The sequence below is a fragment of the Microbacterium sp. USHLN186 genome (assembly GCF_037145155.1).
Classification (GTDB): Bacteria; Actinomycetota; Actinomycetes; order Actinomycetales; family Microbacteriaceae; genus Microbacterium.
The window spans coordinates 95,625-122,420 of sequence record NZ_JBBCYA010000007.1 but is presented as its reverse complement, the minus strand read 5'-3'; the positions used below and the strand labels follow the sequence as shown (position 1 = coordinate 122,420).

Sequence of the window (26,796 nt, the reverse complement as noted above, 5' to 3'; positions counted from 1 at the left end):
GCGATGCGTACCGGGTATTGATCCATCTACTAATTGGTTTGGAAGCGCATTGATTCGCGCCTAGTGTGACCAGTGTTCAGATCCACGCCGACCACGGCGAGAAACCTCAGGAGTGCACCGTGGCACGATTCACGCCCACCGAACTGGCCGACCATCTTCGCGATGGCCTTCTCTCCTTCCCCGTGACCGCGTTCACACCCGACCTCGAGTTCGACGAGAACCGCTACCGAGAGCACGTGGAGTGGCAGGCAAGCCATGGTGTCGCGGGGCTCTTTGCCGCAGGTGGCACCGGGGAGGGATTCAGCCTCGACGCGGCCGAGTCAGCCGCGGTGGTCCGCGCCGCTGTGCAGGCGTCTCGCCCCGAGATCCCGGTGCTCGCATCCGCGGGCGGCTGGACTCGCAACGCCATCGTGAACGCGCGGGCCGCCGAGGAGGCTGGCGCCGAGGGCATCCTGGTGCTGCCGCCGTACCTCACCGAGTGCGACCAGGCCGGCTTGATAGAGCACGTCTCCGCGATCGCCGCCGCGACCAGCCTCGCAATCATCGTCTACAACCGTGGCAACGCGATCTACTCGGCCGAGACCATGGCTACGCTCGCCGCGCGTCACGACAACATCATCGGCTTCAAGGATGCGACCGGAGACATCGAGCATCTCGCATCCGTCTACGTCCGCAACGGCGAGCGGCTCTTCTATCTGGGCGGACTGCCGACCGCCGAGACCTACGCGCTCCCGCTGCTGCAGATGGGCATGAGCACCTACTCTTCCGCCATGTTCAACTTCGTCCCCGAATTCGCGCTCGAGTTCTACCGAGATGTGCGCGCGCAGGATCGTGCCGCAGTCACCGAGAAGCTCGGCCGGTTCGTGCTGCCCTACCTCGAGATTCGCGACCGCGGTCGCGGGTACGGAGTGTCCATCATCAAAGCGGGTCTGCGTGTGACGGGGCGCGGTGTCGGACCGGTGCGTCCGCCGCTGCACGACCTGTCGGAGCAGGACGACGCTGATCTTCTTGCGCTGATAGAGCGCGCTGGCCTGCGCGCACCCGTGCTCGCCTGAGTCCCCGCAGAGCGGCGCCACAGCGGAGAAGGTATGCCATGACCTCAGCCATCCTCACCGGGCATTCATCGATCGCCGGGCGTTCCGTGCCCGGTGCAGGCTCGCTTCTGCGCGCCATGTCGCCGGCCACCGGTCAAGAGCTCGATCCACCGTACTCTCAGATCGATGTCGGACAGCTCTGCGCGGCCACGGCGGCAGCGACTGAGGCGTTCGAGTCGTTCTCCCGCCTTGAGCCCGCGGCGCATGCCGCGTTCCTCGACACGATCGCCGACGAGATCGAAGCGATTGGAGACCCGCTGATCGAGCGAGCGATGCAGGAGACCGGGTTGCCGCAGGCGAGGCTGGTCGGCGAGCGGGCGCGGACGACCGGACAACTGCGGCTGTTCGCCGAGGTCGTGCGCATGGGTGCGCATCGCGGGGTGCGGATCGATCCCGCTCAGCCGGAGCGCACGCCGATGCCGCGACCCGACATCCGCCAGTGCAAAATACCGCTCGGCCCCGTGGCAGTGTTCGGGGCATCGAACTTCCCGCTGGCCTTCTCGACGGCAGGCGGCGACACGGCGTCCGCGCTCGCCGCCGGCTGTCCCGTCGTGTTCAAGGCGCACAGCTCGCACCCCGGCACGAGCGAACTCGTCGCGCGGTCCATCGCCCGGGCTGTCGAGGCGCACCGGCTGCATCCAGGGGTGTTCTCGCACGTCTTCGGCCCCGGTCGCAGCGTAGGACAGGCGCTCGTCGCCGACCCCGGCATCCACGCGGTCGGATTCACCGGGTCGCGAGAGGGCGGACTAGCGCTCGTGCGCACGGCGCAGGCGCGGCCCGCGCCGATCCCGGTGTACGCCGAGATGAGCTCGGTGAATCCCGTCTTCATTCTGCCTGGGGCGCTCGCCTACGATGCTGACGGTCTCGCGGCTGGGTACGTGCAAAGCGCGACGAGCTCGAGCGGGCAGTTGTGCACGCAGCCGGGCATCGTCTTCGTTCCGCGCGGGTCAGCCGGTGATGCGTTCGTGGCGGCCATCGCTGCGGCCATCAGCACGTGCGCGGGCCAGGCGATGCTCTCGCCGAGCATCGCGTCGGCATGGCGCGAGGGTGTGCGGACGAGGGATGCGCATGCCGATGTGCTCGCTCGCGGCAAGGAAGGCGCTGGTCCGTACGCTCCCGCGCCGGTGATCCATACCGCCTCGATCGACACGTTCGCCGGCGACGACGTGCTGCAGGACGAGATCTTCGGTGCGGCGTCGCTGGTGGTCCGCTACGGCGATGCGGCGGAGCTCGTTGAGGCGGCGTCGCGGCTGGAGGGGCAGCTGACGGCGACGCTGCAGCTGACGACAGCCGACCAGGAGCTCGCGGCGGAGCTTCTGCCGGTGCTCGAGCGCAAGGCCGGGCGCATCCTCGCGAACGGCTGGCCCACCGGGGTCGAAGTCGGCCCCGCGATGGTGCACGGCGGCCCGTTCCCCGCGACCAGCGATGCCCGTACGACGAGCGTCGGAACCCTCGCGATCGAGCGGTTCCTGCGCCCCGTGGCCTATCAGAACGTCCCCGACGAGCTTCTGCCGCAAACGCTGCGCGAAGCCAACCCGTGGCGGCTGCCGCGTCTGATCGATGGGCTGTTGGAGACGTCGGCATGAGCACGGCGACGTACCAGGTACCGCAACATCCGCCCCAGTGGTGGGTCCGGCCTCGAATCGGGCTCGCCGCTGAGGGTGTGGTCGGGGCGTCGGCGGCTGGCTCGCGGATCGACCTCGAGCTATTCTGGGATGGAATTTTTCACACTGCTCATCCGCTGGAAGGTCCTCGAGGTGTGCAGCCTACTCTCATAAACCCTGGTCTCAGGGCATCTGCTGGTCTCGCGCGTTTCCGCAACGCTCGCGTCTCGTGGCCTACCGCGAAGGCCGAGATCGTCGTCGACGGTAAGGCGCGGCTGATCGACCATCCCGGCCAGGTACAAGGAGGTTTCCACGCTCGGTGTCGGTGAGCACGTCTGCCGTCTCACCCGCTGGGTGACAAGTACCGGCAGGCCGTCCGACAGCACACTCTCGGAGACAGCAGGCGAGCCAGGGAACTTGGTCTACAAGGCGCGCCGCACCTGCACACCAGCGCAAGACTGCTTACCGTGAAGCAGCAGTGGATCCTCGCGAACGGAGGGGCGGATGCTGCACAGCATCCGCCCCTCCGTCGTCTCTGCGAACACATGCCGTCCCCTGCATATCGACCGGCGTAGCGTGGGCACCAGCGATCGGCATCCGCCCTTGGCTTCCACAGCTCAAGGGCATCCGATCGGCAGGAGAAGACCATCACTTCCACTCGCATCGACACCGACGTCGAAACCGGCCCGGCTTCGCTCGGACCGATCCGCCAGACCTACTCGGGAACGACCGAGTTCCCGCCCATGGCGCACGCCTACAAGCAGGTGTCGCAGGTGGTGCGCGAGACCGGGCTGCTGCAGCGCACCTCGTGGTTCTACCTGCTCGTCGCCGGCGGCATCGTGCTCGCCTTCGGCGGCTGCGTCACCGGGTTCATCCTGCTCGGCGACAGCTGGCTGCAGCTGCTCATCGCCGCAGCCCTCGGTATCGTCTTCACCCAGGTCGCGTTCCTCGCGCACGAGGCAGCGCACCGCCAGATCCTCGCCAGCGGGCCGGCGAACTTCCGGCTCGCGCGCATCCTCGCCGGCATCGTCGGCATGAGCTACGCCTGGTGGGACTCCAAGCACACCAAGCACCACGGCAACCCCAACCGCGTCGGCAAGGACCCCGACATCGAAGTCGATACGATCTCGTTCCTCGAGACCGACGCTGCCCAGTCGAAGGGGCTGATCCGCCTCATCACACGCAAGCAGGGTTGGCTGTTCTTCCCCCTGCTGACGCTCGAGGGTCTGAACCTGCACTACCTGAGCCTCAAGCACCTCGTGACGCAGCGGAAGGTGAAGGGCCGCTGGACCGAGCTGGGCATCATCGTCGCGCGCACCGCCGTGGTGTTCGTTCCCATCTTCCTGCTGTTGCCGCTGGGCATGGCGTTCGCGTTCATCGGCGTCATGCTGGCCGTGTTCGGCGTGTACATGGGCGCGTCATTCGCCCCGAACCACAAGGGGATGCCCATCATCCACCCCGACGCCAAGCTTGACTTCTTCTCGAAGCAGGTGCGCACCTCGCGCAACATCTCCGGTGGCTGGTGGGCGACGACGTTCATGGGCGGTCTGAACTACCAGGTCGAGCACCACCTGTTCCCGAACATGCCGCGCCCGCATCTCGCCAGGGCCAGCGCCATCGTCCGCGAGTACTGCGCGGCGAACGGCGTAGCCTACACCGAGACGAGCCTGCTGCGCTCCTACGCGATCGTCATCGAGTACCTGAACCGCGTCGGCCTTGCGGCCGGCGCCGACCCCTTCGACTGCCCCGCGGCCACCAGCTTCCGCCGCGCCTGAACCGGGCTCGGCCCCGCCGCAGCGGGGCCGAGCGGCGAGATCAGTGCAGTTCGGGGTGATGATCCCAATAGAACCGCGCCGTGCGCGTGTCGCCCTCGTCGAGGTCGGTGCCGTCCGGCCAGAGCACCATGATCCCGCCGTCACCGACGGGGGAGTGAGGGGTGCGGACGAAGTGCACCGTGCCCAGACCCGGCACGTCGGCGGGGATGATGGCGTCGCTCATGCCGGGTACCCCTTACCCCGCAGCAGCTTCGCGAGGTGCGCAGCGTTCGCGGCGCCGGTGCTGATCGTCTGGGCGACCTTCTCGGGCGTCGTCGGCAGGTCCTTGTAGTCGGTGGACTGCATGGCCTCGCCGTTCCAGTAGATCGAGGCCTGCGCGGGGATCGTGAAGCCGACGTCGCTGAGCGACTGGAACACGATGGCGGAGATGTGATGCGCGCCGTCCTCGTTGCCGACGACCACGCTGAGCGCCACCTTGTCGAACAGGATGGGGCGCCCCTGGTCGTCGGTCTCGCTCAGCTCAGCATCCAGCCGCTCCAGCACCCGCTGCGCGACGCTGGAGTGCTGACCCATCCAGGTGGGCGTCGCGAACACGAGGATGTCGGCTGCGAGAACGCGTTCGCGCAGCGACGGCCACTGGTCGCCATCGCCCATGTCGGTCTGCACGCCGGGGCGGATGTCGTGATCGACCGCCCGGATGCTGTCGCCGGACACACCGTGCTCGGCGAGGGCGTCGAGCACCTGCTGCCCCAGGACATCGGTGCTCGACTCCGCGGGAGACGGCTTGAGCGTGCAGTTGATGAGAAGTGCGCTGAGTTCTTCGTCCATGACCGGCACGCTAGCCAGCACGCGCCGCGGTGAGGAGGGGGTTCCGGGGCCGCCGCCGATGGGTTAGGGCCTGTCTTCGGACAGGCGGGTGAGGAAGGCCGTGCTGGCGTCGACGATCGCCTGCCGCGCTGCGGCGTCGGAGATGGTGGGCCGGCCATCGCCGGCCTGCGGGCCGTAGTCGCCGAACTGCGCGTGCACGGCTCCCTCGATCACCATGAAGTGCGCGTCCGCAGGCAGATCCTCGCGCGAGGCCGCGATCTTCGCCGGGGTGGCCAGACCGTCCCTGCTGCCCGAGACCGATTCGACCGGAATGCGCAGAACGTCACTGATGTCTCCGGCGGGGTAGGAGGCGTACAGCAGCAGGCCCGCGGCCGGCGCGCGGTCGGCATCCTGCTCCGCCTCGGCATGCATGGCGGCGACCGTCCCGCCCAGCGAGTGGCCGGACACCACCCACTCCCGCACGGACGGGTGGGCGGCGCGGGCCTGGTCGAACGCGTCGAGGGCGAGGAAGGCGATGTTCAGCGGCTGCTTGGCGATGACGACCGGAAGCCCCCGCTCGGCCAGCGGACGCAGGGTGGCGGCGTAGGCGCGGGCGTCGACGAGCGCCCCGGGCTGGAAGAAGACGCCCAGCTGTTCGCCCTGCTCTGGCCGCTGACCCTTCGGCAGAAGAGTGATCTCCGTCATGGTCTCGGTCACGGTCACCGCGTCGTCGTTGCGCATCGCCTGCAGCGCATGATCCTGCGCGGGGTAGGGGCGCAGCCACACCAGCACGGCCAGCCAGAGGATGGCGGGCACCAGCAGCAGGGCGCGCAGCAAGACGCGGCGGCGTCCGTTGCGCGCAGCTCGCCGCCGCCCTGCGACACCGCGCATGAGCAGGAGCAGAGCGCCAAGCGCGGTGATCAGCAGCAGGATCGGATACGCCGGATGCAGGTGCAGCAGCGCCGAGCCGAGAAGCAGCGCCGTCACAGTGGCGACCACGAGAGCGACCGCGGCGAGCAGCACCGTCACGACGCGCAGCAGGTCGCGGCGCGGCGGGCCCTCCGCGCCGCTGTCGGTCGGGGTGTGACGCGCTCTCACGGCTGGGGCTCCGCGGCGACCGTGCCGGGCCGGCCGGCGGGATCCTCTCCGCCGCCGGCTCCGCCGCCCGTCCCGCCGGCTTCGGCATCCGCGTCATCCTCGGCCCGCCGCGCCCCCGCACCCAGCCGCAGGGTCGCGATGAGGCCGAGGGCGAGGAACCCGGCCGCGGCGAACGCCGAACCGCGCGTGCCGTCACTGAATGCGTCCCGTGCCGCCGCGCCCACCTCGGCATCCCGCTGCGCGAGCGCAGGGATCGCGCCGCCCGCGCTGACCACCACCGCGTCGACGATCTGTGTCCTGGCCGCCGCGGGAAGGCTCTCCATCTCGGCCAGCCGGGCATCCAGCGCCGCTCCCGTCGCGGTGAACAAGACGGTGCCGAGCACGGCGATGCCGAGCGCCGAGCCGATCTGGCGGGCCGTGCTCTGGGTGCCGGAGCCCTGACCGCTGAGCCGCACCGGCACGTCCTTCAGCACCACCCCCGTCAGCTGCGCTGTCGCGAGTCCGAGCCCGATGCCGTAGAGGAAGAGGAACGGGACCACCTGCAGCCAGGAGGCGGTCGCGCTGATCACCCATCCGAGTCCGGCGACGCCGACGATCTCGGCGGCGATGCCCATCCGCACCAGGGTGATCGGGGTCACGCGCGCCCCGACGGCAGCCGAAAGGCCGCTTGCGACGAACGAACCGACGGCGAGGGCCAGCAGCACGAATCCCGTCTGCAGCGCGTCGTAGCCCAGCACGTTCTGCAGCCACAGCGGCAGCGACAGCACGATGCCGAACTCGCCGAGCGAGACGATGAGCGCGGCGATGTTGCCGTTGCGGAACGAGGGGATGCGGAACAGCGACAGTGCCAGGAGCGTGGACTGTCCGCGACGTCCGCGCCGGATGCCCCACCACACGAACAGCGCGGTGGAGATCACTGACACCGCGAACGCCACCGGAACGGGGGAGAGGTCGAAGGGCCAGGACCATTCGGCGATGCTCAGCCGACGGTCGCCGTCGGCGAGCCACCAGCCGTAGGTGCGGCCCTCGATCAGGCCGAACACCAGCCCAGCGCTGGCGAGCACCGACAGCAGGGCCCCGAACGCGTCGATGCGGCGACCGTCCGGGGCGTCGCGCGACTCGATGACGGTGACGAGCACGCCGATGGCGACGATCAGGCCCAGCGGGATGTTGATGCCGAACGCCCATCGCCATGAGAAGTAGGTTGTCAGCCAACCGCCGAGCAGCGGGCCGAGCGCGACCATGCCGCCGATGGTCGATCCCCAGATCGCGAAGGCGATGCCGCGCTCGCGCCCCCGGAAGCCCGCGTTGATGAGCGAGAGCGTGGTGGGCAGCACCATCGCGCCGCCCACACCCTGGATCACCCGGGCGCCGATCAGCAGATCGCCGCTGGGTGCCAGCGCGACCAGCTCCGACGCGACCACGAAGACGGCGATGCCCACGACCAGCATCCGGCGGCGTCCGTAGCGGTCCGCGAGGGTGCCGAAGACGAGCAGGAGTGCGGCGAACACGAGCGTGTAGCTCTCCTGCACCCACTGCACCTGGGTGGAGCTGATGCCGAGGTCGCGCACGATCGAGGGGATCGCGACGTTCACGATCGTGGAGTCGACGATGATCAGGGCCACAGCGACGCTGATGAAGACGAGACTGATCCATCTTGTTCTCGGTGATGCGGCGTTCACCGGACCAGCGTGCCACAAACTAGCTCGCCAAGCAAGCAAATAGCCTGGCTCTTTGTATGCTGACAGCTATACTGTCCGCATGCGCGCGCGGCGGAAGGATGCCCCTGCCCAGGGGGCGGCGATGATCGACCCGCGCGTGATCGATCCGGGGCAGCATCTGGTCAGCTTCGCGGGGATGGACGACGCGGAGATATCGCAGATCGTCCGCGTGCTCATGGCGATGCGGCGCTGGCGGGAATCCGAGCAGCGCGTCAGCTCCCGTTCACGCACCGAGATGAAGCTCAACGAGACCGATATGGAGGCGCTGCGCTTCCTCGTGGCATCCCGCAACAACGACGTGATCGTCACTCCCGGCATGCTCGCCGACCATCTGAGCATCTCGACCGCCTCGACGACGAAGCTGCTCGATCGTCTCGCCCGGGCCGGGCACATCTCCCGCGCGCCGCATCCGACGGATCGGCGCGCGGTCATGGTGAGCATCACGCAGAACACGCACGAGCACGTGCGCGACAGCGTGGGCCGCGTGCACGCGGATCGCTTCACGGCGGTCGCTGAGCTGAGCCCCGAGGAACGCGAAGTGGTGATCCGCTTTCTCGAGCGGCTCACCCGCGGCGCCGACGAGAGCTGCTGACGGACGCCGCGGGCAAGCCGGCCCGGCCGGAACTCAGTTCTGGCGGTTCGCCTGGTAGTACGCCAGCAGGGCCTTGGTGGAGGGGTCCTGTGCCGCCAGGGCGTCGGCGTCGCCCTCCAGGGCCGGCGCGATCTGCAGGGCGAGCTGCTTGCCCAGCTCGACGCCCCACTGGTCGAAGGAGTTGATGCCCCAGACGGTGCCCTGCGTGAAGGTGATGTGCTCGTACAGGGCGATCAGCTGCCCCAGCACGCCCGGAGTGAGCGCCGGTGCGAAGATCGAGGTGGTCGGGCGGTTGCCGGGGAAGGTGCGCGCGGCGACCAGCGCGCCCGTGGTCCCCTCCTCCTCGACCTCGGCGGCGGTCTTGCCGAAGGCGAGGGCCTTGGTCTGCGCGAGGAAGTTCGACAGGAACAGGCCGTGCACGTCGCGACCGCCGTCCTCGAGCGGATAGGCGGGGTTGACGAACGCGATGAAATCCGCCGGGATGAGGCGGGTGCCCTGGTGGATCAGCTGGTAGAACGCATGCTGGCCGTTGGTGCCCGGCTCGCCCCAGAACACCTCTCCGGTGTCGGTGGTGACCGGTGTGCCGTCCCAGCGCACCGACTTGCCGTTCGACTCCATGGTGAGCTGCTGCAGGTAGGCGGGGAACCGGCTCAGCTGCTGCGCGTACGGCAGCACGGCGTGCGTCTGGGCGTCGAGGAAATTCGTGTACCAGATGTTCATCAGGCCCATCAGCACCGGCACGTTCTGCGCGAGCGGCGTGGTGCGCACGTGCTCGTCCACGGCGTGGAACCCGGCGAGCAGCTCGCCGAACACGCCCGGTCCGAACGTGACCATCAGCGACAGGCCGATGGCGGAGTCCACCGAGTAGCGTCCACCCACCCAGTCCCAGAAGCCAAAGGCGTTGTCGGGGTCGATCCCGAAGTCGGCGACCTTGTCGAGCGCGGTGGACACCGCCACGAAGTGGTGGGCGACGGCATCCTTGCGGCTCTGCTCGTCGTCCTGCATCTTGCCCGCCGATGCGAGCCCGGCCCACAGCCAGTCCCGGGCGAGGCGCGCGTTGGTCAGCGTCTCGAGCGTGGTGAACGTCTTCGACGCCACGATGAACAGGGTGGTCTCCGGGTCGAGATCCGCGGTCTTCTGCGCGATGTCGGTGGGGTCGATGTTCGACACGAAACGAGCCTCGATACCGGCATCCGCGTACGGCTTGAGCGCCTCGTACACCATCACCGGCCCGAGGTCCGACCCGCCGATGCCGATGTTCACCACGTGCGTGACCTTGCGTCCAGACAGGCCGCGCCACTCGCCGGTGCGCACGCGCTGCGCGAACGCGGTCATCGCGTCCAGTACCTCGTGCACGTCGGCATCCACGTCCTGGCCGTCGACGATCAGCTCCGCTGCGGCGCCCGCCGGCCGCCGCAGCGCGGTGTGCAGCACGGCGCGGTCCTCGGTGGTGTTCAGATGCGCGCCCTCGAGCATCGCTGCGAAGCGCTCGGCCACTCCGGTCTGCTCGGCCAGGCGGACGAGCGCGGCGACGATCTCATCGGTCACGAGGTTCTTCGACAGGTCTACGTGCAGGTCGGCCAGCGGCAGCGACAGCCGCTCGACGCGCGATGCGTCCTCGGCGAACCAGCCGCGCAGGTCGGGCGAGAAGGAGTCGCGGATGGCCGACAGCTCGGCCCAGGCGGACGTGGAGGTGGGATCGATCGGTGCGCTCATGCAAGCAACGTTAGCGTCGTCGTCGCACTCGCGCTCCTGTGGGTCGACGTGCTCTCTCGACCGACCCGACGCCCCCGGGCGCGCTATCGTCGCAGGATGGCCGAGGCGCTGACGGAGCGGTCCGGAGCGATCGATCTCGTCCGCATCATCGCGGTCGCGGCGATCGTCGCCGGTCATGCCTTCACCCGCGAGGTGACCGGCGAGCTGCTGTACACCTGGCATGTCCCGGTGTTCTTCATCCTGTCGGGGTATCTGTGGAAGCCGGGACGCGCGCTGCGCACCGAGCTGCAGCGCCGCTGGCGCTCGCTCGGGCGTCCCTACGTCCTCTGGCTGGCGCTGCTGACGATCATCATGGTGACCATGGGCTTCGATGACGCCCTGGACCGCGTCGCCAAGGGCGCGTACGGGGGAGGGGTGGCGGGGATGCCCTACATCACCCTCTGGTTCGTCTCGACCCTGTTCTTCACGGCTCTGCTGTTCCGGCTGATCGAGCGGCTTCCGCTGTCGGCTCGCTGGCTGCTGGCGCTCGCCGGTGCCGGGGCGGGCTGGCTCTGCGGGCCGGCGCTGTCTGATACCCCGCTGGGCGTCGGGATGGCGCTCACCTGCCTGATCTACCTGCTCATCGGCGACGGGCTGCGTCGCGTGCGGGAGCGGCTGCGGCATCCGGCCGTCCTCGGCGTGCTGCTGTTCGCGGTGAGTGCCGTCCTCGTCGGCTCCGGCGCCGCACGGCTCATCGACATCAAGCAGGGCCAGTACGGCACACCGGTGCTGTCGCTCGCGGTCTCTGCCGCGATCTCCACCGGGCTGATCCTCGTCGCCGAGAGTGTGGTGCGGCCGGGACGGTTCTCGCGGCTGTGCACGCTGCTCGCGCTGCCGCTGCTGACCGTCGTGCTCATGCATCCGATCTTCCTCTGGACGCCGTGGCCGCCCGCGGTGACCCTCGCCGTCGGCGTGCTGATCCCGCTCTCGATCGGCCTGCTGGCGATGCGCACGCCGGCGGCCCCGTGGTTCACGGGCCAGGTAGCGTGGTCGCAGGACCAGGAGGAACGATGAAGACAATCCCGTTCGGCTCGCGCACCGCCCCCGCCGTGATCGCCGGCATGATGCGCATCACCGACAAGGCGGACGCCGAGATCCGCGAGCTCTACGACGCGGCCCGATCCGCCGGCATCGACTTCTTCGATCATGCCGACATCTACGGCGGCGCCATGCACGTGTGCGAGGACCGCTTCGCCGCCGCCCTGCAGCTCACCGCGGCGGAGCGCGACGAGATCGTGCTGCAGACCAAGTGCGGCATCGTGCCGTCTGCGCAGATGTTCGACTTCTCCTATGAGCACATCACGGCTCAGGTCGAGGGCTCGCTGAAGGCGCTGCGCACCGACTACATCGACGTGCTGCTGCTGCACCGCCCCGATGCCCTCGTCGAACCCGAGGAGGTCGCGCGGGCCTTCGACGAGCTCGAGGCGGCCGGCAAGGTGCGCGCCTTCGGCGTCTCCAACCACACCCCGCGGCAGATCGAGCTGCTGCGCACGGCCGTCCGCCAGCCGCTCATCGCCAACCAGCTGCAGCTGTCGATCACGCACTCGCCGATCATCGCTCAGGGCATCGCCGCGAACATGACGGGCGAGGAGCAGAGCGTGGTGCGCGACGGCGGCGGCATCGTGGAGTACTGCCGTATCAACGACATCACCGTGCAGGCCTGGTCGCCCTATCAGGCCGGGTTCTTCGACGGTGTCTTCCTCGACAACCCCGCTTACCCCGAGCTGAACGAGGCCATCGCACGTCTCGCCGAGAAGTACGCTGTCACGCCGACGGCGATCGCGACGGCATGGATCACGCGGCACCCGGCGCACATCCAGGTCGTGCTCGGCACCACCACGCCGCAGCGGGTCCTCGACGCGGCCGCGGGCGCTGACGTCGAGCTCACCCGCGCGGAGTGGTACGAGCTGTTCCGCGTCGGTGGGCACATCGTTCCCTGACGAGAGAAGATCCCCATGTCCCCGCTGATCTCCGTCGACGAACTGCGCGAGTGCCTCGACGATGTGCTCGTGCTCGATGCGCGCTGGCAGCTCGGCCGCATCGACGGGCGCGAGCAGTACCGCGCCGGCCATATCCCCGGCGCGGTGTTCGTCGACATCGAGAGCGAGCTGGCTCGGCACGGCGCACCGCATGAGGGACGTCATCCGCTGCCGGAGGACGCGGAGCTCGCGGCGGCCGCGAAGCGCTGGGGACTGCGCGACGGGGTGTCGGTGGTCGTGTACGACGATGCGCGGATGCTGCCGTCGTCGCGTACTTGGTGGGCGCTGCGCCGCGCCGGCGTGCCCGCCCGGGTGCTCGATGGCGGGTGGCAGGCCTGGCTGTCCGCCGGCGGTGAGATCGAGACCGGCGAGGTGGTGGCTGGGGAGGGCGACGTCGAGCTGGCCGCGCCCGGCGATGCCGGCGTGATCGACACCGAGGCCGCAGCACGCTGGCCGGACACCGGGGTGCTGCTGGACGCCCGCGCTCCCGAGCGCTACCGGGGGCAGAGCGAGCCGATCGACCCGGTGGCGGGCCACATCCCCGGGGCGCGCAACCTGCCCATCAGCAGGCTGCTCGGCGACGACGGTCGTTTCCTGCCGGCATCCGACCTCGCCGCCGCCTTCGACGAAGCCGAGGCGCGCGAGGGCACCGCGATCGCGGCCTACTGCGGGTCGGGGATCACGGCCGCTCAGCTCGCTCTGGCGGGCGCGATCATCGGCCGTGAGGTCACGGTGTACCCCGGCTCGTGGAGCGCCTGGTCGAACACTCCGGGAAGGCCCGTCGCCGTCGGCGACTGAGACGGCGACGGCGCGTGCACGGTCGTCTACTCTGAGAGCATGCCGTTCCTGTTCTCGCTGATCGTCATCGGGCTGATGGTGTTCGCGCTCGTCGACATCATCCGTCGCGAGGACGGCCAGGTGCGGTTCCTGCCGAAGTTCTTCTGGATCGTGCTCGTCGTGCTGCTGCCCTTCCTCGGCAGCGTGCTGTGGTTCGCGCTGGGCCGGGAGTACCCCGCGGGCGGCATCCGTCTGGGGCGCCCTGCCCGCACGACGACCGTCCCGAAACCGATGCCGCCCGCACCGGTCGACACCCGCACGACCGAGCAGCAGATCGCGGACCTCGATCGGGAGATCGAGGAATGGCGGCTGCGTCAGGAGATCGAGAAGCGCAAGCGCGATCGCGGCGACAGCGTCAGCGAGGACTGAGCCAGGCGCTGCCGCTCATGCAGGGGCGATCCGATTGCCTCACTCGTCATGCAAAGAAAATGTGCAAAGAACTTGTGCATTGCACGCCGCGCTGTGAAGCTGGCTGCATGAGCGACGATCACCTGCGAGGCGTCCGCCTCGACGAGCAGCAGATCCGCGTGCTCGCCCACCCGCTGCGGGCCCGCATCCCCGGTCTGCTGCGAACGCACGGCCCGGCGACGGCGACCGACCTCGCCCGGCTGCTCGAGACGAATTCCGGGGCGACGAGCTACCACCTGCGGCAGCTCGCCGCGGTGGGGCTCGTGCGCGACACGGGGGAGGGAGTGGGGCGCCGTCGAGAGTGGCAAGCCACGAGCGATTTCCACTCCTGGGCTCCGTCCGACTTCGATGACCGGCCGGATGCGGCAACGGCAGCGAACTGGCTGCAGCGGGCGTATCTGCGCGACTTCGTCGAGCGCGCCGAGCGATGGGAGGAGGACGCCGTGGGATGGTCGCCGCAGTGGCGCGACAGCCTCGGCCTCAGCGACACCGTCGTCGAGGTGACTCCGCAGCAGGCCGGTGCGATGCTGACCGAGCTGGCCGATGTGTTCGAGCGCTACCGCGCCGCCGGCGCCGGCGATCCCGACGCCGTCCGTCTGCACGTCACCACGCATGCCGCGCCCCTCGGCCGCACGGCTCCGCACGCTCCGGGCGACGGGACGGCGCGGGCGTGAACGGGTTGACCCGCCGGCAGGCCGAGCGGCGGTACGTGCTGCTGACCGCCCTGCGCTGGCTGCCGGCGGGAATCACCTTCGGGATGATCGTGCTGCTGCCGCTCGAGAGAGGGCTCAGCCTCGCCGAGATCGGCGTGCTGATGTCGCTGCAGGGCTTCGTCGTGCTCGGACTCGAACTGCCGACCGGCGGCCTCGCCGATGCGATAGGGCGCCGCCCGCTGCTGCTCGCCGGCGCGGCTCTCGCGGTCGCATCGACGTGGGTCTTCCTGCTGGCCGAGACGTTCGCCGTCTTCGCGATCGCTCTCGTGCTGCAGGGCGTGTTCCGTGCTCTGGATTCCGGTCCGCTCGAGGCCTGGTTCGTCGACGCGGCTATCGCCGACGATCCGCACGCCGAGCTCGACGCGCCCCTCGGTCGCGCGGCGGCCGCGCTCGGCACGACGATCGCCCTGGGCGCGGCCCTCGGCGGGGCGCTCGTCGCATGGCATCCCGTGCCGGGGCAGTCGGCGCTCGTGCTGCCCTACATGGTCTCGGCGGCCGTCTACGCGATCTTCGGCGTACTCGTCGCGATCCTCGTGCGCGAACCGCATCGCGAACGCGTCTCCCTCGTCTTCGCCGTGCGCGAGACGCCGCTCGCCATGCGCGGCGGGCTGCGGCTGCTGCGCGGCTCGGGCGTGCTGCGTGGCCTGGTCCTCGTCGAGGTGTTCTGGAGCATGGCGATGATCGGGTTCGAATCGCTGGCGCCGGTGCGGCTCACCGAACAGCTGGGCTCCGAGAGCGCCGCGGCCGCGGTCTTCGGGCCGGCGTCGGCGGTCGCCTGGGGCCTGTTCGCGGTCGGGTCGTCATCGGTCGCTGTCCTGCGCCGCCGGCTGGGACCGGCGGGCGCGGCCATGGTGATGCGCATCCTCAACGGGGCCGTCGTCGTGCTGATGGGCATCGCCGCGGGGCCTGTGGGCCTGCTCATCGGATACGGCTTCGCCTACCTCACGCACGGTGCGGCGGGGCCCCTGCACAATGCCCTGCTGCACAGGCAGAGCGGTGCCGACACGCGCGCGATGGTGCTCTCGATCAACTCCATGATCGCGGGAGGCGCCTACAGCCTGGGACTGCTCGTTCTCATGCCGCTCGCTCAGACGACGAGCACGCTCGTCGCGGTCGTCGTCGCGGGCGCGTTCAGTATGCTCGGCGCGATCGGGTACCTGCCGGCGCTGCGCCAGCAGCGCAGCGCCACGGGCTGAACCGTACGGGCGCACGACAAGCCGGATCCACCTGCGCGACGCGAAGCGCTGACGGGGCTACCTTCGCGCGGAGTGGGTGGACTCGTCACTGCTCGCGCAGGCGCACCAGCCGCTCGTGCCCGCTCTCCTCCAGCTCGGCGACGTCGTCGCGCGAGCGCAGGAAGTCGTTGAACGAGCGGTATCCGAGGGCCTTCTCGCTGAATGAGGGATCCATCCGGCGCATCTGCGTCTTCACCGCCGACGCGTGCAGCCACTCGTCCGCGTCGGCCTTGTCGTGTCCCAGCCGCAGCGCGCGCACGAGCAGAGACGTCGCCTCGGCCTGGTCGTCCGACTTCGGCGTCGAGCGCGCACGCCGGGTCTTCCCCGGTGTCTTCGGCTCTGGCTTGTCCTTGGTGGTGACGGCGTCGTCGGCATCCGTCGTCGCTCTCGTGACGCCGGGCAGGGAGTCGTACGATTCGAACTCGTCGCAGGCCGCCGCGAGGGATTTGGCCGTCGACCCCGCCACGCCCACGCCGATCACGTAGCGGCCCAGACGCTTGCAGCGCTGTGCGAGCGGCACGTAATCGCTGTCACCGGCCACGATCACCACGTGCGTGAGGTCGGGCAGGCGGAACATGTCCTCGACGGCATCCACCGCCAAGCGGATGTCGGCGCCGTTCTTCGCGTAGGCCGCGGCCGGGAACAGCTGCACGAGATCGACCGCACGCGCGACCAGCTGCGTGCGGTACTCGGCGTTCACCGGCGACGACCAGTCGGCGTAGGCGCGGGTGAGCACGAGCGTGCCGAACGACGAGGCGTAGTCGATGATCGCCCCCACCTCGACGGTGGCCTGCTTCAGCCGCTCAGCGACCTCGGTGTCGTGCGGGTTCTCGGTGATGCGCTGGCGGTCCTTGCCGTACGCGTTGCGCCCGTGCACGCGGTCGTACCAGGAGATGACGATGTTGTCGAAGTCGAGGTAGACCGCGACGCGTCCGCTGCTCTCGGGCATGCTCAGCTCTCACTCGGGTAGACGAGGCCGATCTGGCGACGGATCTCGTCGAGGGTGCCCATGATGGCCACCGACTCGGCGACGGGGAGGGCGAGCAGCGAGCCTGCCGGATCGCCGTGCGCGACGGCACCTTCGGCGGCGAGCGCCTGGTACTGCATGCCTCGGCCGTCGACCTGCGACTCGTACGTCTCGATCAGCGTTCCGTCGGCGGCGATCACGCGGAACGAGGTGGGGGTGTACCAGACCCGGTCGATCTCGATGCGCGCCTCGGTGCCGAGCACGACGGCCGCGTTCGGACCCGCGGTGCGCGACGACGACAGGGTGGTCGAGATCGCGCCGCCCGCGTGGGTCATGATCGTCGCGACCTCGGCATCCGCACCGGTCTCGCTCAGGCGAGCGCGCGCCGTGATGTCGGTGGGAGCGCCCAGCACATCCCACACGAACGAGATCGGGTAGATGCCGAGATCCAGCAGCGCGCCGCCGCCGAGTGAGAGGGCGTTGATCCGGTGCTCGGGGTCGGTCGGCAGGCTCTGGGTGTGGTCGGCGGAGACGGAGCGGATCTCGCCCAGTGTGGCCTCGGCGATGATCTCGCGCAGGCGCACCATGTGCGGCAGGTAGCGCGTCCACATCGCCTCCATGACCAGCAGACCCTGCTCGGCGGCCAGACGCTGCAGGTCCTCCGCCTGGGCGCGGTTGAGCGTGAACGCCTTCTCGACCAGCACGTGCTTGCCGTTCTGCAGCGCGAGGCGGGCGTCCTCATGGTGCATGGGGTGCGGGGTCGCGACGTAGATGATGTCGACGTCGGGATCCTCGGCCAGTGCGAGGTACGACCCGTGCGCACGGGGGATATCGAAGCGCGCGGCGAACTGGTCGGCGGAGTCCCGGCTGCGCGAGCCCACCGCGGCGATGTCGAGTCCGGCCGTGCGCAGGTCGGCGGCGAAGGCGGTCGCGATGCCGCCGGTGGCGAGGATGCCCCATCGAAGTCCGGTCATGCCCTCAGGCTATCGGCCTGCCCGGCGAGAACCCCCGCCCGCCGCCCCCTTCCTCCCACGAGGGGTCAGAATATGTCGTGTCAGGCGGGTGCGAAGTGGCGTTTTCTGACCCCTCGTGGGGGGAAGGCGGGGAGTGCGGCGAGCAGCGCCTGATCCAGGTCGGCGATCAGGTCGGCAGGGTCCTCGAGACCCGCCGAGACCCGCACGGTGTGCAGCGAGATCCCCGCCGCGGCGCGCTGCGCAGCGGTGAGATGCGAGTGCGTCATGGATGCCGGATGCGCGACGAGACTGCGGGCGTCGCCGATGTTCGCCACCAGGCGGAACACCCGCAGCGCATCGAGCACGCTCGCGACCCGCTCGAACGCGCCGTCGTCCTCGGGCCCGACCAGGTCGAACGAGAACACCGAGGGCACTCCGCGCGGCAGGTAGCGCTCGGCGAGGGCGTGCCAGGGGTTGCCGGTGAGGCCGGGGTGGTGCACGCGGGCGACGGCCGGATGCTGCGCGAGATGCTCGGCCAGCAGCAGCGCGGTCTGCGCCTGCCGGCTCACCCGCAGATCCAGCGTCTCGACGCCCTGCAGGATCTGCCAGGCGTTGAAGGGGGAGATCGAGGGCCCCAGATCGTGCACGTACTTGGACTTCACGAGCGCGGCGAACGCGTGCCCGCGACCGAAGCGCTGCCACAGCACCATGTCGCCGAAGCGCTGGTACGGCGCGGTGAACTGCGGCCAGCGACCCGGGTCGGCGCCGAAGTCGAAGCTGCCCTGATCCACCACCACGCCACCCAGTGAGCTGCCGTGCCCGCACAGGAACTTCGTCGCCGAGTGCACGACGAAATCCGCGCCGTGCTCGCCGGGCCGGATGAGATGCGGGGTGCCGACGGTGTTGTCGATCACCAGCGGCACGCCCGCGGCATGGGCGACGTCGGCGACGGCGCGGATGTCGAGCACCTGCGCGATCGGGTTCGCCACGGACTCCGCGAACAGCAGGCGGGTGCGGGGCGTGATGGCATCCCGCCACGCCGCGATGTCGTCCTGATCGACGAACGTGACGCCGATGCCGAAGTCGTCGAGGGTCTCCTGCAGCAGGTCGATCGTCCCGCCGTACAGCTGCTCTGCGGCGACGACGTGACCGCCGCGCCCGACGAGGGCGAGCACGGTCACCGCGACCGCGGCCTGACCGGATGCCACCGCGACCGCGCTCGCGCCGCCCTCGAGCCGGGCGACGCGCTCCTCGAGGATCTGCTGGGTGGGATTGGCGTTGCGCCCGTAGATGATGCCGTCGCGGCGCAGCGCGAACAGCCCCGCCGCCTCGGCGAGAGAGGAGAACTCGTAGGCCGCCGTCTGATGGATGGGCGGCACCGCGGCGACCGCGGTCGTCGCATGATGACCGGCCTGCACCTGCAGCGTCGAGAAGCCCTGCGCCGTCGAGGGAAGACCCGACGCGCTCGGGGGACACGGGGAAGTCATGCCGCCATCCTCGGCCGCTTCGCCCTCGCGGCGGGTGTCACATGTCGAACTGTTGCACCGTGTGACGGGCGGTGTCGCCGCGTGACGACATCTCTGGCGCACCGCTCGCAGGCACTCCTAGCGTGAACGCATTCCCATCCGCCCCTGCACCAGGAGGTCTCGCATGAACCGTCGCACCGCCCGCTCCGTCGCCGTCGCACTGCCGTTCGTGATGATGGCGGGCCTGGCAGGGTGTGCCTCGGCATCCGGACCCGCCGACGCCGACGCCCCCGCCGGCGACCCGGTCACCGGCGGCACGCTGACGTACCTCGAGCACCAGACGTACACGAACCTGTACCCGCCGCAGGCCGGCTTCTACCCCAACGGCGGCATCGTCAACAACATCACCGCCCGTCTCACCTGGCAGGACCCGAAGACGCTCGAGATCGAGCCGTGGATCGCGACCGAGTGGACGGTGAACGCGGATGCCACGCAGTACACCTTCGACCTGCGCCCGGACGTCACCTTCTCGGACGGCACCGCGCTGGACGCCGCCGCGGTCAAGAGGAACTTCGACACCTACGGCCTCGGCGACGCCGACCGCGGTCTGACCGTCTCGGAGGCGATCAACAACTACGCCGGCAGCGAGGTTGTGGACGAGGACACCGTCACGTTCCGGTTCTCCGCGCCGTCGCCGGGCTTCCTGCAGGCCACCTCGACGATCAACTCCGGCCTGCTCTCGCCGGACACCCTGGACGGCACCATCGAGGACTTCGGAGCGGGCAACGCCGAGGACATCATCGGCTCGGGTCCGTTCACGGTTACCGGCGAGAAGCTGGGCGCCGAGCTCACGCTCGCCGCGCGCAAGGACTACGACTGGGCACCCGAGGGCGTCGCCAACCAGGGACGCGCGTACCTGGACGCGGTGCACGTGATCGTCACCCCCGAGGACTCCGTGCGCATCGGCTCGCTCGTCTCCGGCCAGGCCGACTACGTCCGCTACGTGCAGGCATTCGACGAGGCCCGCGTCGCGCAGTCCGGCTTCGAGCTGTACGCGCCGCAGACGCGGGGAGTGAACAATTCGCTGGGGCTGCGCTTCACCAACCCCCTGCTCGCTGACATCCGGGTGCGGCGCGCGCTGGTCGCCGCCACCGACGCGAAGGAGATCGTCGACACGCTGTTCACCGAGAACTACCCGGTGGCCACGTCGACACTGTCCTCCACCGCCACCGGCTACAAGGACGAGTCCGCGCACTACAAGCCGGATGCCGACAAGGCGGCGAAGCTGCTCGACGAGGCCGGCTGGAAGGCCGGCGCGGACGGCATCCGCGAGAAGGACGGCGAGCGGCTCTCGTTCTCGGTCTTCGAGTCCAAGCCGCAGCCGCAGTCCAAGCAGACCCTGGAGCTCGTCGCTCAGCAGTGGAAGAAGGTCGGCGTGGAGCTGATCGTCAAGCCCGGCGATGCCGGCAGCCGCGCCGCCGACGAATTCGACCCGCAGAAGACGGCGGTGACGCACGCCATGGTCGGGCGCGCTGATCTCGACGTGATCAAGAGCGAGTACTTCACCACGAACCGCGACGTGCTGCTCTCCGACGACGCTGAGCTGGACCGGCTGCTCGAGGTCGTCGCCTCGGAGCCGGATGCCGACAAGCGCATCGCCGCCTCGCAGGCCGTGCAGGACTACTTGGCCGAGCAGGCCTACGTGATCCCGCTGTTCGAGGAGCCGCAGGTGTACGGTGCCGCACCGTACGTGCACGGAGTCGAGTTCGAATCCGTGGGCCGTCCCTCCTTCGCCGGCGTCTGGCTGCAGGAGCACTGATGGCCTTCGTCCTGCGCAGGGCCGGGCAGGCCGCGATCGTGATGATCGCGGCCTACACGGCCACGTTCCTCCTGCTGCAGCTGCTGCCAGGGGATGCGATTCTCATCAAGTTCACCGACCCGAGCCTCGGTCTCTCGGCGGCGGAGCTCGACGGCATCCGCGCCGCGTACGGCGCCGACCTGCCCTGGTGGCAGCAGTACCTGCACTCCCTGCTCGGTTTCGCCGCCGGCGACTTCGGCTACTCCACGCAGTACGGCACGCCGGTGTCGACCATGCTCGCTGAGGCGCTGCCGAACACGCTGCTGCTCGCGACGCTCGGGCTCGCGCTGGCCGTGCTGCTCGCCGTGACGGTCGCCGCGGTGTCGGCGCTCGCCCCGTTCGCGTGGCTGCGGGACGTGCTGCGGCAGGCCCCCGCGCTGTTCGTCGCCGTGCCGGTGTTCTGGCTGGGCATCCTGCTGATCCAGATCTTCTCGTTCGGGCTGGGCTGGGTGCCGGTGATCGGCGCCGACCCGGTGAGCGGGCTCATCCTGCCCGTGCTCACCCTCGCCGTGCCGATCTCCGCACCGCTGGCGCAGGTGCTGGTGCGCGCGACCGATCAGGTGCTCGCCGCGCCGTTCATCACGGTGGTGCGGGCCAAGGGCGCGCCGCCGGCGTGGGTGCTCACCCGGTCGGTCGGCCGCAACGCCGCACTGCCGGCGCTGACCATCGGCGGTGTGCTGTTCGGCGAGCTCATCGGCGGCGCGGTGGTCACCGAGACCGTGTTCGGGCGCACCGGCATCGGCCGGCTCACCGAGCAGGCCGTCACCAATCAGGACATCCCCGTGCTGCAGGCCGTGGTGCTGCTCTCGGCGCTCGGGTTCGTGGCGATCAGCTTCGCCGTCGACCTGGTCACGCCGCTGATCGATCCGCGGCTGCGCGGTGGCATCCGCCCGACCGGCCGGCGTGCACTCGCCGCGGCGACATCATGACCGCGCCCGCTCTCTCGACCGATCCGGTGAGCGCCGCGTCAGCGGCGGAGGACGCTGCGGCGGCCGGGCTGCTTTCGGTGCCTCCCGCCGCACCGCTCGGCTCCGGACACGTTCGGCCCGTCCGCTCTGCCCGCAGACGTTCGCGGGCGTCGATCAGCCTGCTGCTGGCCGTCGCCGTCGTCGCCCTCGCCGTGCTCTGGGCCATCGTGCCGTCGCTGTTCGCGCCGGCGGATCCGCTCACCGGCGTACCCGCGCAGAAGCTGCTGCCGCCCAGCGCGGCGCACTGGTTCGGCACGGACATCCTGGGCCGCGACCTGTTCGGCCGGGTGGTGCACGGTGCGGTGCAGTCGCTGTCGGGGGCGCTGATCGCCGTGACCGTCGGCCTCGCGCTGGGCAGCCTCATCGGCGCCGTCGCGGGGGCGGTCGGCGGCGTGCTCGACGACGTGCTGATGCGCATCGTCGACGTGCTGCTCGCGATCCCCGGGCTGCTGCTGTCGCTGTCGGTGATCATCCTGCTCGGCTTCGGCACCGTCAACGCGGCCCTCGCGGTCGGCCTGGGCAGCGTCGCCGCCTTCGCGCGGCTCATGCGCGCCGAGGTCGTGCGGGTGCGCTGCGCCGACTACGTCGAAGCCGCGTTCGGCAGCGGCGGCACCTTCGTCGCCGTGCTGCGCCGGCACGTGCTGCCCAATTCGCTCACCCCGGTGCTGGCGCTCGCCGCGCTGCAGTTCGGCTCGGCGATCCTCGCCATCGCCACTCTCGGCTTCCTCGGCTACGGCGCGCCGCCGCCGACGCCGGAGTGGGGACTGCTGATCGCCGAAGGGCGCAACTACGTCGCCACCTCCTGGTGGCTCACCGCGCTGCCGGGACTCGTCGTCGCGGCGGTCGTGCTCAGCGCGAACCGGATCGGGCACAGCCTGGGAAGGAGGGCGTCATGAGCGTGCTCGCCGTGCAAGACCTGCGGGTGTCGTACGCCACCGCCGCCGGACAGCGCGACGTGCTGCACGGCGTCTCGTTCGAGATCGGCGAGGGTGAGACTGTCGCACTCGTCGGGGAGTCGGGGTCGGGGAAGTCCACCACCGCGCAGGCCGTGCTGGGTCTGCTGCCGGCCGGCGGACGCGTGCAGGGCGGGCGCGTGCTGCTCGGCGACCTGGACATCGCGGGGTGGAGCGATCGCGCACTGCGCGCGGTGCGGGGGCCGGAGATCGGCTTCGTACCGCAGGATCCGGTCACCTCGCTCGATCCGGTGCGCCGCATCGGCGCGCAGGTGGGCGAGATCCTGCGCCTGCACGGGCACCGCGATTCCCGCGCGCGCCGCAGGCGGGTGCTCGAGCTGCTCGAGCGGGTCGGCATCGACGATCCCGACCTGCGTGCACGGCAGTACCCGCACGAGCTCTCCGGAGGGATGCGGCAGCGGGTGCTCATCGCGACCGCGGTGGCGCTGCGACCGCGGCTGCTCATCGCCGACGAGCCCACCAGCGCGCTGGACGCGACCGTGCAGCGCCGTGTGCTCGACCTGATGGACGAGCTGCGCGAGCAGGACGGCACGAGCATCCTGCTGGTCACGCACGATCTGGGTGTTGCCGCGGACCGCGCGCAGCGACTGGTGGTGCTGCAGGGCGGGCGCATCGTCGAGCAGGGCGCGAGCCGTGAGGTGCTCGCCGCACCGCGCGACGGGTACACCCGGCAGCTGCTCGCCGACGCTCCCGCGTTCGCGACCGGTTTCCGGCATCCGGAATCGCCCGCGTTCCTGCGCGACGCCGCCGCCGCGGCCGCGGAGAACCCGTTCGCGATCCGCGCGGAGGGACTGGTGAAGACCTTCCGCACCGGTCGGCGCGAGCCGTTCCGGGCCGTCGACGAGGTGTCCTTCCGCGTGCGCAAGGGCACCACGCATGCCCTGGTCGGCGAATCCGGGTCGGGCAAGACGACGACGGCGCGGTTGATCACCCGCTTCCAGCATCCGGATGCCGGCAGCATCCATCTCGACGGAGCGGACGTGACACGTGCCGCGGGCGAGCCGCTGCGGCAGCTGCGCCGGCGCATCCAGCTCGTCTACCAGAACCCCTTCGCGTCTCTGGATCCGCGTCAGCGCGTCGAGGACATCATCGCCGAGCCGCTGACCAGCTTCGCCGTCGGCACGCGCGCCGAGCGCCGTGCACGCGCCGCCGAGCTCATCGAGCGCGTCGCGCTGCCGGCCGACGTCGCGCGGCGCACCGCACGCGAGCTGTCCGGCGGGCAGCGTCAGCGCGTCGCGATCGCGCGGGCACTGGCGATCGACCCGCGCATCATCGTCTTCGATGAGGCCGTCTCGGCGCTGGATGTCACCGTGCAGGCGCGCATCCTGGAACTGCTGGCCTCGCTGCAGGTCGAGCTGGGCCTGACCTACCTGTTCATCTCGCACGACCTCGCCGTGGTGCGCGGGATCAGCCACACCGTCTCGGTGATGCGCCGCGGGCGCGTCGTCGAGGACGGACCCACCGAGCGGATCTTCCAGGATCCGCAGCACGAGTACACCCGGGAGCTGCTGGCCGCCGTTCCCGGCCGATCGGAGGCCCTGACATGACCGCACCCACCATCGCGTTCTTCACCCGTCTGCTCGACGACACCACACCGGCACTGCGCTACGCGCACGCGCTCGAGCAGATCCAGCAGGCCGAACGGCACGGCGTGGGCCGCGCCTGGGTCGCCCAGCACCACTTCCGCGCCGCGGAGGGGGGACTGCCGGCCCCGCTGGTCTTCCTTGCGCACGCCGCGGCGCACACCGCGCGCATCCGGCTCGCGACGGGCATCATCACCCTCCCGCTGGAGGACCCGGTGCGCGTGGCCGAGGACGCCGCCGTGGCCGACCTGCTCTCGGGCGGGCGCATAGACCTGGGGCTCGGCAGCGGCGGGACTCCGTCGTCGTTCCCGCCGTTCGGGCAGGACGTCGCCGACAAGGCGGCGGTCTACGAGCGCAAGCTGGCCGTGCTGCTCGATGCCCTGCGCGGCGAGGACATCGGCGCCGGCAACACCCTGTACCCGGACACCGTCGACCTCGCCGCACGTGTGTGGCAGGCCACCTTCTCCGCTTTCGGCGGCAGCCGCGCGGGTGCCCGCGGACACGGACTGCTGCTCTCGCGCACCCAGCCGCGCGGCGAGCTCGACCCGTACACGCCGCTGGCGCGGGTGCAGGATCCGATCATCGACTCGTATCTCGACGCCCTTCCGGACGGGGTGACACCACGCATCACCGCCTCGCGCACGGTCTTCGTCGCCGACGACCGCGCCGACGCGCTGCGCTTCGCCGAGGTGGGGCTGCGCCGCGGCGCGGCGAACCTGCGCCGGACCGGGCAGGTGTTCCCGGATGACGACTCGCTCGAGGCGCTCATCGCGCTGACCGACACGCACCTGGGCACGCCCGAGGAGGTCATCGAGTCGCTCGCCGCCGACCGCACCCTGGAGCGGGCGACGGAGGTCGCGTTCCAGGTGCATTCGGTCGATGCGCCGCACGAGCACCTGCTGCGCTCGATCGAGCTGTTCGCCCGCGAGGTCGCCCCGGCCCTCGGGTACACCACTGAGGCGGGTCTCGCCGAGGCCCAGAAGAAGGACGACTCATGACCGACGACATCGTCGACCGCATCGCGGGGACTTCCCCCGCGCTCGCCGCACTGCGCGAGCGCCGACCGCAGACGCGGGCGCAGCTGCAGGCGAGCTATCAGGCGCTGTTCCATCCGGTCTCGACGGCGCACGTCGATTCGGCCGAGCGGGTGCTCGTCGCCGCATTCGCCACCCGCCTGACCGCGACCGACCGCACCTCCGCGTTCTACGCAGAGCGGGCGCTGGACGCCGATCCGCAGCGCGCGCGTCTCGTCATCGACGAAGCAGTGCGCACGGCAGGTGCGGGGCCGTTCGGCTCGTACATCGAGCGCGGACTGCAGGGGGAGAACACCGACGGCATCCGCTTCACCGTCGACCCGGCACTCGCCGACGCGATCGGCGAGCGGCTCGCGGCGGCCCTCGCGCACACGCATCTGCTCGTGTACCGCCCGCGTGAGGCCGGCGCCGACGATCTCGAGCGGCTGCTCGACGCCGGGTGGGATGAGGACGGCATCGTGACTCTGTCGCAGCTCATCTCTTTCCTCGCGTTCCAGCAGCGCGTGATCGCGGGGCTGCGGGTGCTGGATGCCGCCGGTGTCGCCGGTGGTGCGGGTGTCGCCGGTGCTGCGGCCGACGACGGCGTGGGGGAGGATGCCGTCCGTGCGGGGAACCGGTCGGACGCGGACGTCTCCTCCGCTGACGCCGAGGAGGTGGCCGCATGAGCGCAACGCTGAACGACGTGCGCCCGCATCCGGAGCACTTCACCCGCGCCGAGGTCGGATGGACGCCGCATCTCGCGCCCCTCGCCGAGGACGATCTGACCCAGCGGCACCTCGACGGACTCGTGGACGCCGCGCGGGCGAAGAGCGACTACTTCCGTCTGCTGGCGCGGGATCCGGAGGTGCTGCGAGCGCGCACTCTGGTCGACAAGGACATCTTCTACAACACCGCCGAGGGACTGCCGCGCGCGGAGCGCGAGCTGTCGGCCACGGCGGCATCCCGTCGCAACGGCTGCGTGTTCTGCGCGTCGGTGCACTCGCGCTTCGCCGCGCATCACTCGAAGCGGACCGAGGACGTCGACCGGCTGCTGGAGGAGGGGGTCTCGACGCCGCTGGACGAGCGCTGGGATGCCGTGGTCGCCGCGTCGGTCGCGCTCACCGACACTCCCAGCGTCTTCGGCGAGGCCGACGTGCAGCGCCTGCGAGCGGCGGGGCTCGACGACCTCGAGATCGCCGACGTGGTGCACGGCGCCGCGTTCTTCAACTGGGCGAATCGGCTGATGCTCTCCCTCGGGCGCGCCGTCGCCCCCTGACCGACGAGGGGTCAAAATTCGTCGGGTGGGAGCCCTCCCATCCCGCATTTTTTGACCCCTCGTGGCGGGCCGCTTGCCGCCCGGACCTGCTGGGCGGCGGAGGGGTCAGAAAATGTCGGA

General features: G+C 70.3%; 25 protein-coding genes. 17 read left to right on the top strand and 8 right to left on the bottom strand.

The annotated features are described in order from the left end of the window. The first annotated feature begins 119 nt into the window (after nt 1–119). The 3 genes from WFG93_RS13405 (at nt 120) to WFG93_RS13395 (ending at nt 4,473) form a co-directional block, all read left to right on the top strand. Nucleotides 120–1,055: a 5-dehydro-4-deoxyglucarate dehydratase gene (locus WFG93_RS13405; RefSeq protein ID WP_336646841.1), complete on the top strand. Its 936-nt coding sequence runs from the start codon at nt 120–122 to the stop codon at nt 1,053–1,055. Between the two features lie 38 nt (nt 1,056–1,093). Continuing rightward, entirely contained in the window at nt 1,094–2,680 is a 1,587-nt protein-coding gene (locus WFG93_RS13400) for an aldehyde dehydrogenase (NADP(+)) (RefSeq protein ID WP_336646840.1), read from the top strand. A gap of 761 nt (nt 2,681–3,441) precedes the next feature. Continuing rightward, nucleotides 3,442–4,473, top strand: a complete 1,032-nt coding sequence (locus tag WFG93_RS13395; RefSeq protein ID WP_442928268.1) for a fatty acid desaturase family protein — start codon at nt 3,442–3,444, stop codon at nt 4,471–4,473. Nucleotides 4,474–4,513: 40 nt separating this feature from the next. Here WFG93_RS13395 and WFG93_RS13390 read toward each other — a convergent pair whose 3' ends face one another. The 4 genes from WFG93_RS13390 to WFG93_RS13375 all read right to left on the bottom strand — a co-directional run bounded on the left by WFG93_RS13390 (nt 4,514) and on the right by WFG93_RS13375 (nt 8,060). Continuing rightward, nucleotides 4,514–4,696: a hypothetical protein gene (locus tag WFG93_RS13390; RefSeq protein WP_336646839.1), complete on the bottom strand. Its 183-nt coding sequence runs from the start codon at nt 4,694–4,696 to the stop codon at nt 4,514–4,516. Further along, nucleotides 4,693–5,301, bottom strand: a complete 609-nt coding sequence (locus WFG93_RS13385) for a flavodoxin family protein (protein WP_336646838.1) — start codon at nt 5,299–5,301, stop codon at nt 4,693–4,695. The genes WFG93_RS13390 and WFG93_RS13385 overlap by 4 nt, the downstream gene beginning before the upstream one ends. 63 nt (nt 5,302–5,364) lie before the next feature. Next, on the bottom strand, nt 5,365–6,378 hold the full coding sequence (locus tag WFG93_RS13380) for an alpha/beta hydrolase (RefSeq protein WP_336646837.1): 1,014 nt from the start codon (nt 6,376–6,378) through the stop codon (nt 5,365–5,367). Then, on the bottom strand, nt 6,375–8,060 hold the full coding sequence (locus tag WFG93_RS13375) for an MFS transporter (RefSeq protein ID WP_336646836.1): 1,686 nt from the start codon (nt 8,058–8,060) through the stop codon (nt 6,375–6,377). Before WFG93_RS13375 ends, WFG93_RS13380 begins: the two co-directional genes overlap by 4 nt. 79 nt (nt 8,061–8,139) lie before the next feature. Between WFG93_RS13375 and WFG93_RS13370 the strand changes: the two genes are divergently transcribed. Continuing rightward, nucleotides 8,140–8,691 carry a MarR family winged helix-turn-helix transcriptional regulator gene (locus WFG93_RS13370; RefSeq protein ID WP_336646835.1) on the top strand — a complete coding sequence of 184 codons (552 nt, stop codon included), beginning with the start codon at nt 8,140–8,142 and terminating at the stop codon, nt 8,689–8,691. A 33-nt stretch (nt 8,692–8,724) separates the two neighbouring features. Here the strand turns inward: WFG93_RS13370 and pgi are convergent, their stop codons facing one another. Beyond that, entirely contained in the window at nt 8,725–10,407 is a 1,683-nt protein-coding gene (gene pgi, locus WFG93_RS13365; RefSeq protein ID WP_336646834.1) for a glucose-6-phosphate isomerase, read from the bottom strand. A gap of 96 nt (nt 10,408–10,503) precedes the next feature. On the opposite strand from pgi, the gene WFG93_RS13360 reads away from it, so the two are divergent. The 6 genes from WFG93_RS13360 to WFG93_RS13335 all read left to right on the top strand — a co-directional run bounded on the left by WFG93_RS13360 (nt 10,504) and on the right by WFG93_RS13335 (nt 15,579). Beyond that, the gene (locus WFG93_RS13360; protein ID WP_336646833.1) at nt 10,504–11,460 is read left to right on the top strand and encodes an acyltransferase family protein; all 957 of its coding nucleotides are present in this window, start codon (nt 10,504–10,506) and stop codon (nt 11,458–11,460) included. Then, a complete protein-coding gene (locus WFG93_RS13355) occupies nt 11,457–12,386 on the top strand; it encodes an aldo/keto reductase (RefSeq protein ID WP_336646832.1) in 930 nt (309 codons plus the stop codon). Before WFG93_RS13360 ends, WFG93_RS13355 begins: the two co-directional genes overlap by 4 nt. Nucleotides 12,387–12,401: 15 nt before the next feature. After that, nucleotides 12,402–13,223: a sulfurtransferase gene (locus WFG93_RS13350; RefSeq protein WP_336646831.1), complete on the top strand. Its 822-nt coding sequence runs from the start codon at nt 12,402–12,404 to the stop codon at nt 13,221–13,223. Between the two features lie 39 nt (nt 13,224–13,262). Next, nucleotides 13,263–13,631 (top strand): PLD nuclease N-terminal domain-containing protein, encoded by a 369-nt coding sequence (locus tag WFG93_RS13345; RefSeq protein WP_336646830.1) that lies wholly within the window; start codon nt 13,263–13,265, stop codon nt 13,629–13,631. Between the two features lie 107 nt (nt 13,632–13,738). Beyond that, entirely contained in the window at nt 13,739–14,344 is a 606-nt protein-coding gene (locus WFG93_RS13340) for a helix-turn-helix domain-containing protein (RefSeq protein ID WP_336646829.1), read from the top strand. Next, the gene (locus WFG93_RS13335) at nt 14,341–15,579 is read left to right on the top strand and encodes an MFS transporter (RefSeq protein WP_336646828.1); all 1,239 of its coding nucleotides are present in this window, start codon (nt 14,341–14,343) and stop codon (nt 15,577–15,579) included. The genes WFG93_RS13340 and WFG93_RS13335 overlap by 4 nt, the downstream gene beginning before the upstream one ends. 85 nt (nt 15,580–15,664) lie before the next feature. On the opposite strand, the gene WFG93_RS13330 is transcribed toward WFG93_RS13335, so the two are convergent. The 3 genes from WFG93_RS13330 to WFG93_RS13320 form a co-directional block, all read right to left on the bottom strand. After that, the gene (locus tag WFG93_RS13330) at nt 15,665–16,567 is read right to left on the bottom strand and encodes an NYN domain-containing protein (protein WP_336646827.1); all 903 of its coding nucleotides are present in this window, start codon (nt 16,565–16,567) and stop codon (nt 15,665–15,667) included. A gap of 2 nt (nt 16,568–16,569) precedes the next feature. After that, on the bottom strand, nt 16,570–17,559 hold the full coding sequence (locus WFG93_RS13325) for a Gfo/Idh/MocA family protein (RefSeq protein WP_336646826.1): 990 nt from the start codon (nt 17,557–17,559) through the stop codon (nt 16,570–16,572). Nucleotides 17,560–17,639: 80 nt separating this feature from the next. Continuing rightward, on the bottom strand, nt 17,640–19,025 hold the full coding sequence (locus WFG93_RS13320) for an O-acetylhomoserine aminocarboxypropyltransferase/cysteine synthase family protein (protein ID WP_336646825.1): 1,386 nt from the start codon (nt 19,023–19,025) through the stop codon (nt 17,640–17,642). 163 nt (nt 19,026–19,188) lie between these two features. Here WFG93_RS13320 and WFG93_RS13315 point away from each other — a divergent pair, with 163 nt between their 5' ends. The 7 genes from WFG93_RS13315 to WFG93_RS13285 are packed head-to-tail and all read left to right on the top strand — an operon-like array spanning nt 19,189 to nt 26,676. After that, the gene (locus WFG93_RS13315) at nt 19,189–20,823 is read left to right on the top strand and encodes a TIGR04028 family ABC transporter substrate-binding protein (RefSeq protein WP_336646824.1); all 1,635 of its coding nucleotides are present in this window, start codon (nt 19,189–19,191) and stop codon (nt 20,821–20,823) included. After that, entirely contained in the window at nt 20,823–21,791 is a 969-nt protein-coding gene (locus tag WFG93_RS13310) for an ABC transporter permease (protein ID WP_336646823.1), read from the top strand. Before WFG93_RS13315 ends, WFG93_RS13310 begins: the two co-directional genes overlap by 1 nt. Then, nucleotides 21,788–22,726, top strand: coding sequence for an ABC transporter permease (locus tag WFG93_RS13305; protein ID WP_336646822.1), 939 nt, complete (start codon nt 21,788–21,790; stop codon nt 22,724–22,726). The genes WFG93_RS13310 and WFG93_RS13305 overlap by 4 nt, the downstream gene beginning before the upstream one ends. Continuing rightward, complete coding sequence (locus WFG93_RS13300) at nt 22,723–24,351, top strand: ABC transporter ATP-binding protein (RefSeq protein ID WP_336646821.1); 1,629 nt, start codon at nt 22,723–22,725, stop codon at nt 24,349–24,351. The genes WFG93_RS13305 and WFG93_RS13300 overlap by 4 nt, the downstream gene beginning before the upstream one ends. After that, the gene (locus WFG93_RS13295) at nt 24,348–25,385 is read left to right on the top strand and encodes a putative FMN-dependent luciferase-like monooxygenase (protein ID WP_336646820.1); all 1,038 of its coding nucleotides are present in this window, start codon (nt 24,348–24,350) and stop codon (nt 25,383–25,385) included. Before WFG93_RS13300 ends, WFG93_RS13295 begins: the two co-directional genes overlap by 4 nt. Next, a complete protein-coding gene (locus WFG93_RS13290; RefSeq protein ID WP_336646819.1) occupies nt 25,382–26,086 on the top strand; it encodes a CMD domain protein in 705 nt (234 codons plus the stop codon). The genes WFG93_RS13295 and WFG93_RS13290 overlap by 4 nt, the downstream gene beginning before the upstream one ends. Further along, nucleotides 26,083–26,676, top strand: coding sequence for an alkylhydroperoxidase domain protein (locus WFG93_RS13285; RefSeq protein ID WP_336646818.1), 594 nt, complete (start codon nt 26,083–26,085; stop codon nt 26,674–26,676). Before WFG93_RS13290 ends, WFG93_RS13285 begins: the two co-directional genes overlap by 4 nt. The last annotated feature ends 120 nt before the right edge of the window (nt 26,677–26,796 follow it).

Coding starts and splice junctions, on each gene's coding strand:
- WFG93_RS13400 (WP_336646840.1), top strand. CDS start 1,094: ATGACCTCAGCCATCCTCACCGGGCATTCATCGATCGCCGGGCGTTCC.
- WFG93_RS13395 (WP_442928268.1), top strand. CDS start 3,442: ATGGCGCACGCCTACAAGCAGGTGTCGCAGGTGGTGCGCGAGACCGGG.
- WFG93_RS13390 (WP_336646839.1), bottom strand. CDS start 4,696: ATGAGCGACGCCATCATCCCCGCCGACGTGCCGGGTCTGGGCACGGTG.
- WFG93_RS13385 (WP_336646838.1), bottom strand. CDS start 5,301: ATGGACGAAGAACTCAGCGCACTTCTCATCAACTGCACGCTCAAGCCG.
- WFG93_RS13370 (WP_336646835.1), top strand. CDS start 8,140: ATGCGCGCGCGGCGGAAGGATGCCCCTGCCCAGGGGGCGGCGATGATC.
- pgi (WP_336646834.1), bottom strand. CDS start 10,407: ATGAGCGCACCGATCGATCCCACCTCCACGTCCGCCTGGGCCGAGCTG.
- WFG93_RS13360 (WP_336646833.1), top strand. CDS start 10,504: ATGGCCGAGGCGCTGACGGAGCGGTCCGGAGCGATCGATCTCGTCCGC.
- WFG93_RS13355 (WP_336646832.1), top strand. CDS start 11,457: ATGAAGACAATCCCGTTCGGCTCGCGCACCGCCCCCGCCGTGATCGCC.
- WFG93_RS13350 (WP_336646831.1), top strand. CDS start 12,402: ATGTCCCCGCTGATCTCCGTCGACGAACTGCGCGAGTGCCTCGACGAT.
- WFG93_RS13345 (WP_336646830.1), top strand. CDS start 13,263: ATGCCGTTCCTGTTCTCGCTGATCGTCATCGGGCTGATGGTGTTCGCG.
- WFG93_RS13340 (WP_336646829.1), top strand. CDS start 13,739: ATGAGCGACGATCACCTGCGAGGCGTCCGCCTCGACGAGCAGCAGATC.
- WFG93_RS13330 (WP_336646827.1), bottom strand. CDS start 16,567: ATGCCCGAGAGCAGCGGACGCGTCGCGGTCTACCTCGACTTCGACAAC.
- WFG93_RS13325 (WP_336646826.1), bottom strand. CDS start 17,559: ATGACCGGACTTCGATGGGGCATCCTCGCCACCGGCGGCATCGCGACC.
- WFG93_RS13320 (WP_336646825.1), bottom strand. CDS start 19,025: ATGACTTCCCCGTGTCCCCCGAGCGCGTCGGGTCTTCCCTCGACGGCG.
- WFG93_RS13315 (WP_336646824.1), top strand. CDS start 19,189: ATGAACCGTCGCACCGCCCGCTCCGTCGCCGTCGCACTGCCGTTCGTG.
- WFG93_RS13310 (WP_336646823.1), top strand. CDS start 20,823: ATGGCCTTCGTCCTGCGCAGGGCCGGGCAGGCCGCGATCGTGATGATC.
- WFG93_RS13305 (WP_336646822.1), top strand. CDS start 21,788: ATGACCGCGCCCGCTCTCTCGACCGATCCGGTGAGCGCCGCGTCAGCG.
- WFG93_RS13300 (WP_336646821.1), top strand. CDS start 22,723: ATGAGCGTGCTCGCCGTGCAAGACCTGCGGGTGTCGTACGCCACCGCC.
- WFG93_RS13295 (WP_336646820.1), top strand. CDS start 24,348: ATGACCGCACCCACCATCGCGTTCTTCACCCGTCTGCTCGACGACACC.
- WFG93_RS13290 (WP_336646819.1), top strand. CDS start 25,382: ATGACCGACGACATCGTCGACCGCATCGCGGGGACTTCCCCCGCGCTC.
- WFG93_RS13285 (WP_336646818.1), top strand. CDS start 26,083: ATGAGCGCAACGCTGAACGACGTGCGCCCGCATCCGGAGCACTTCACC.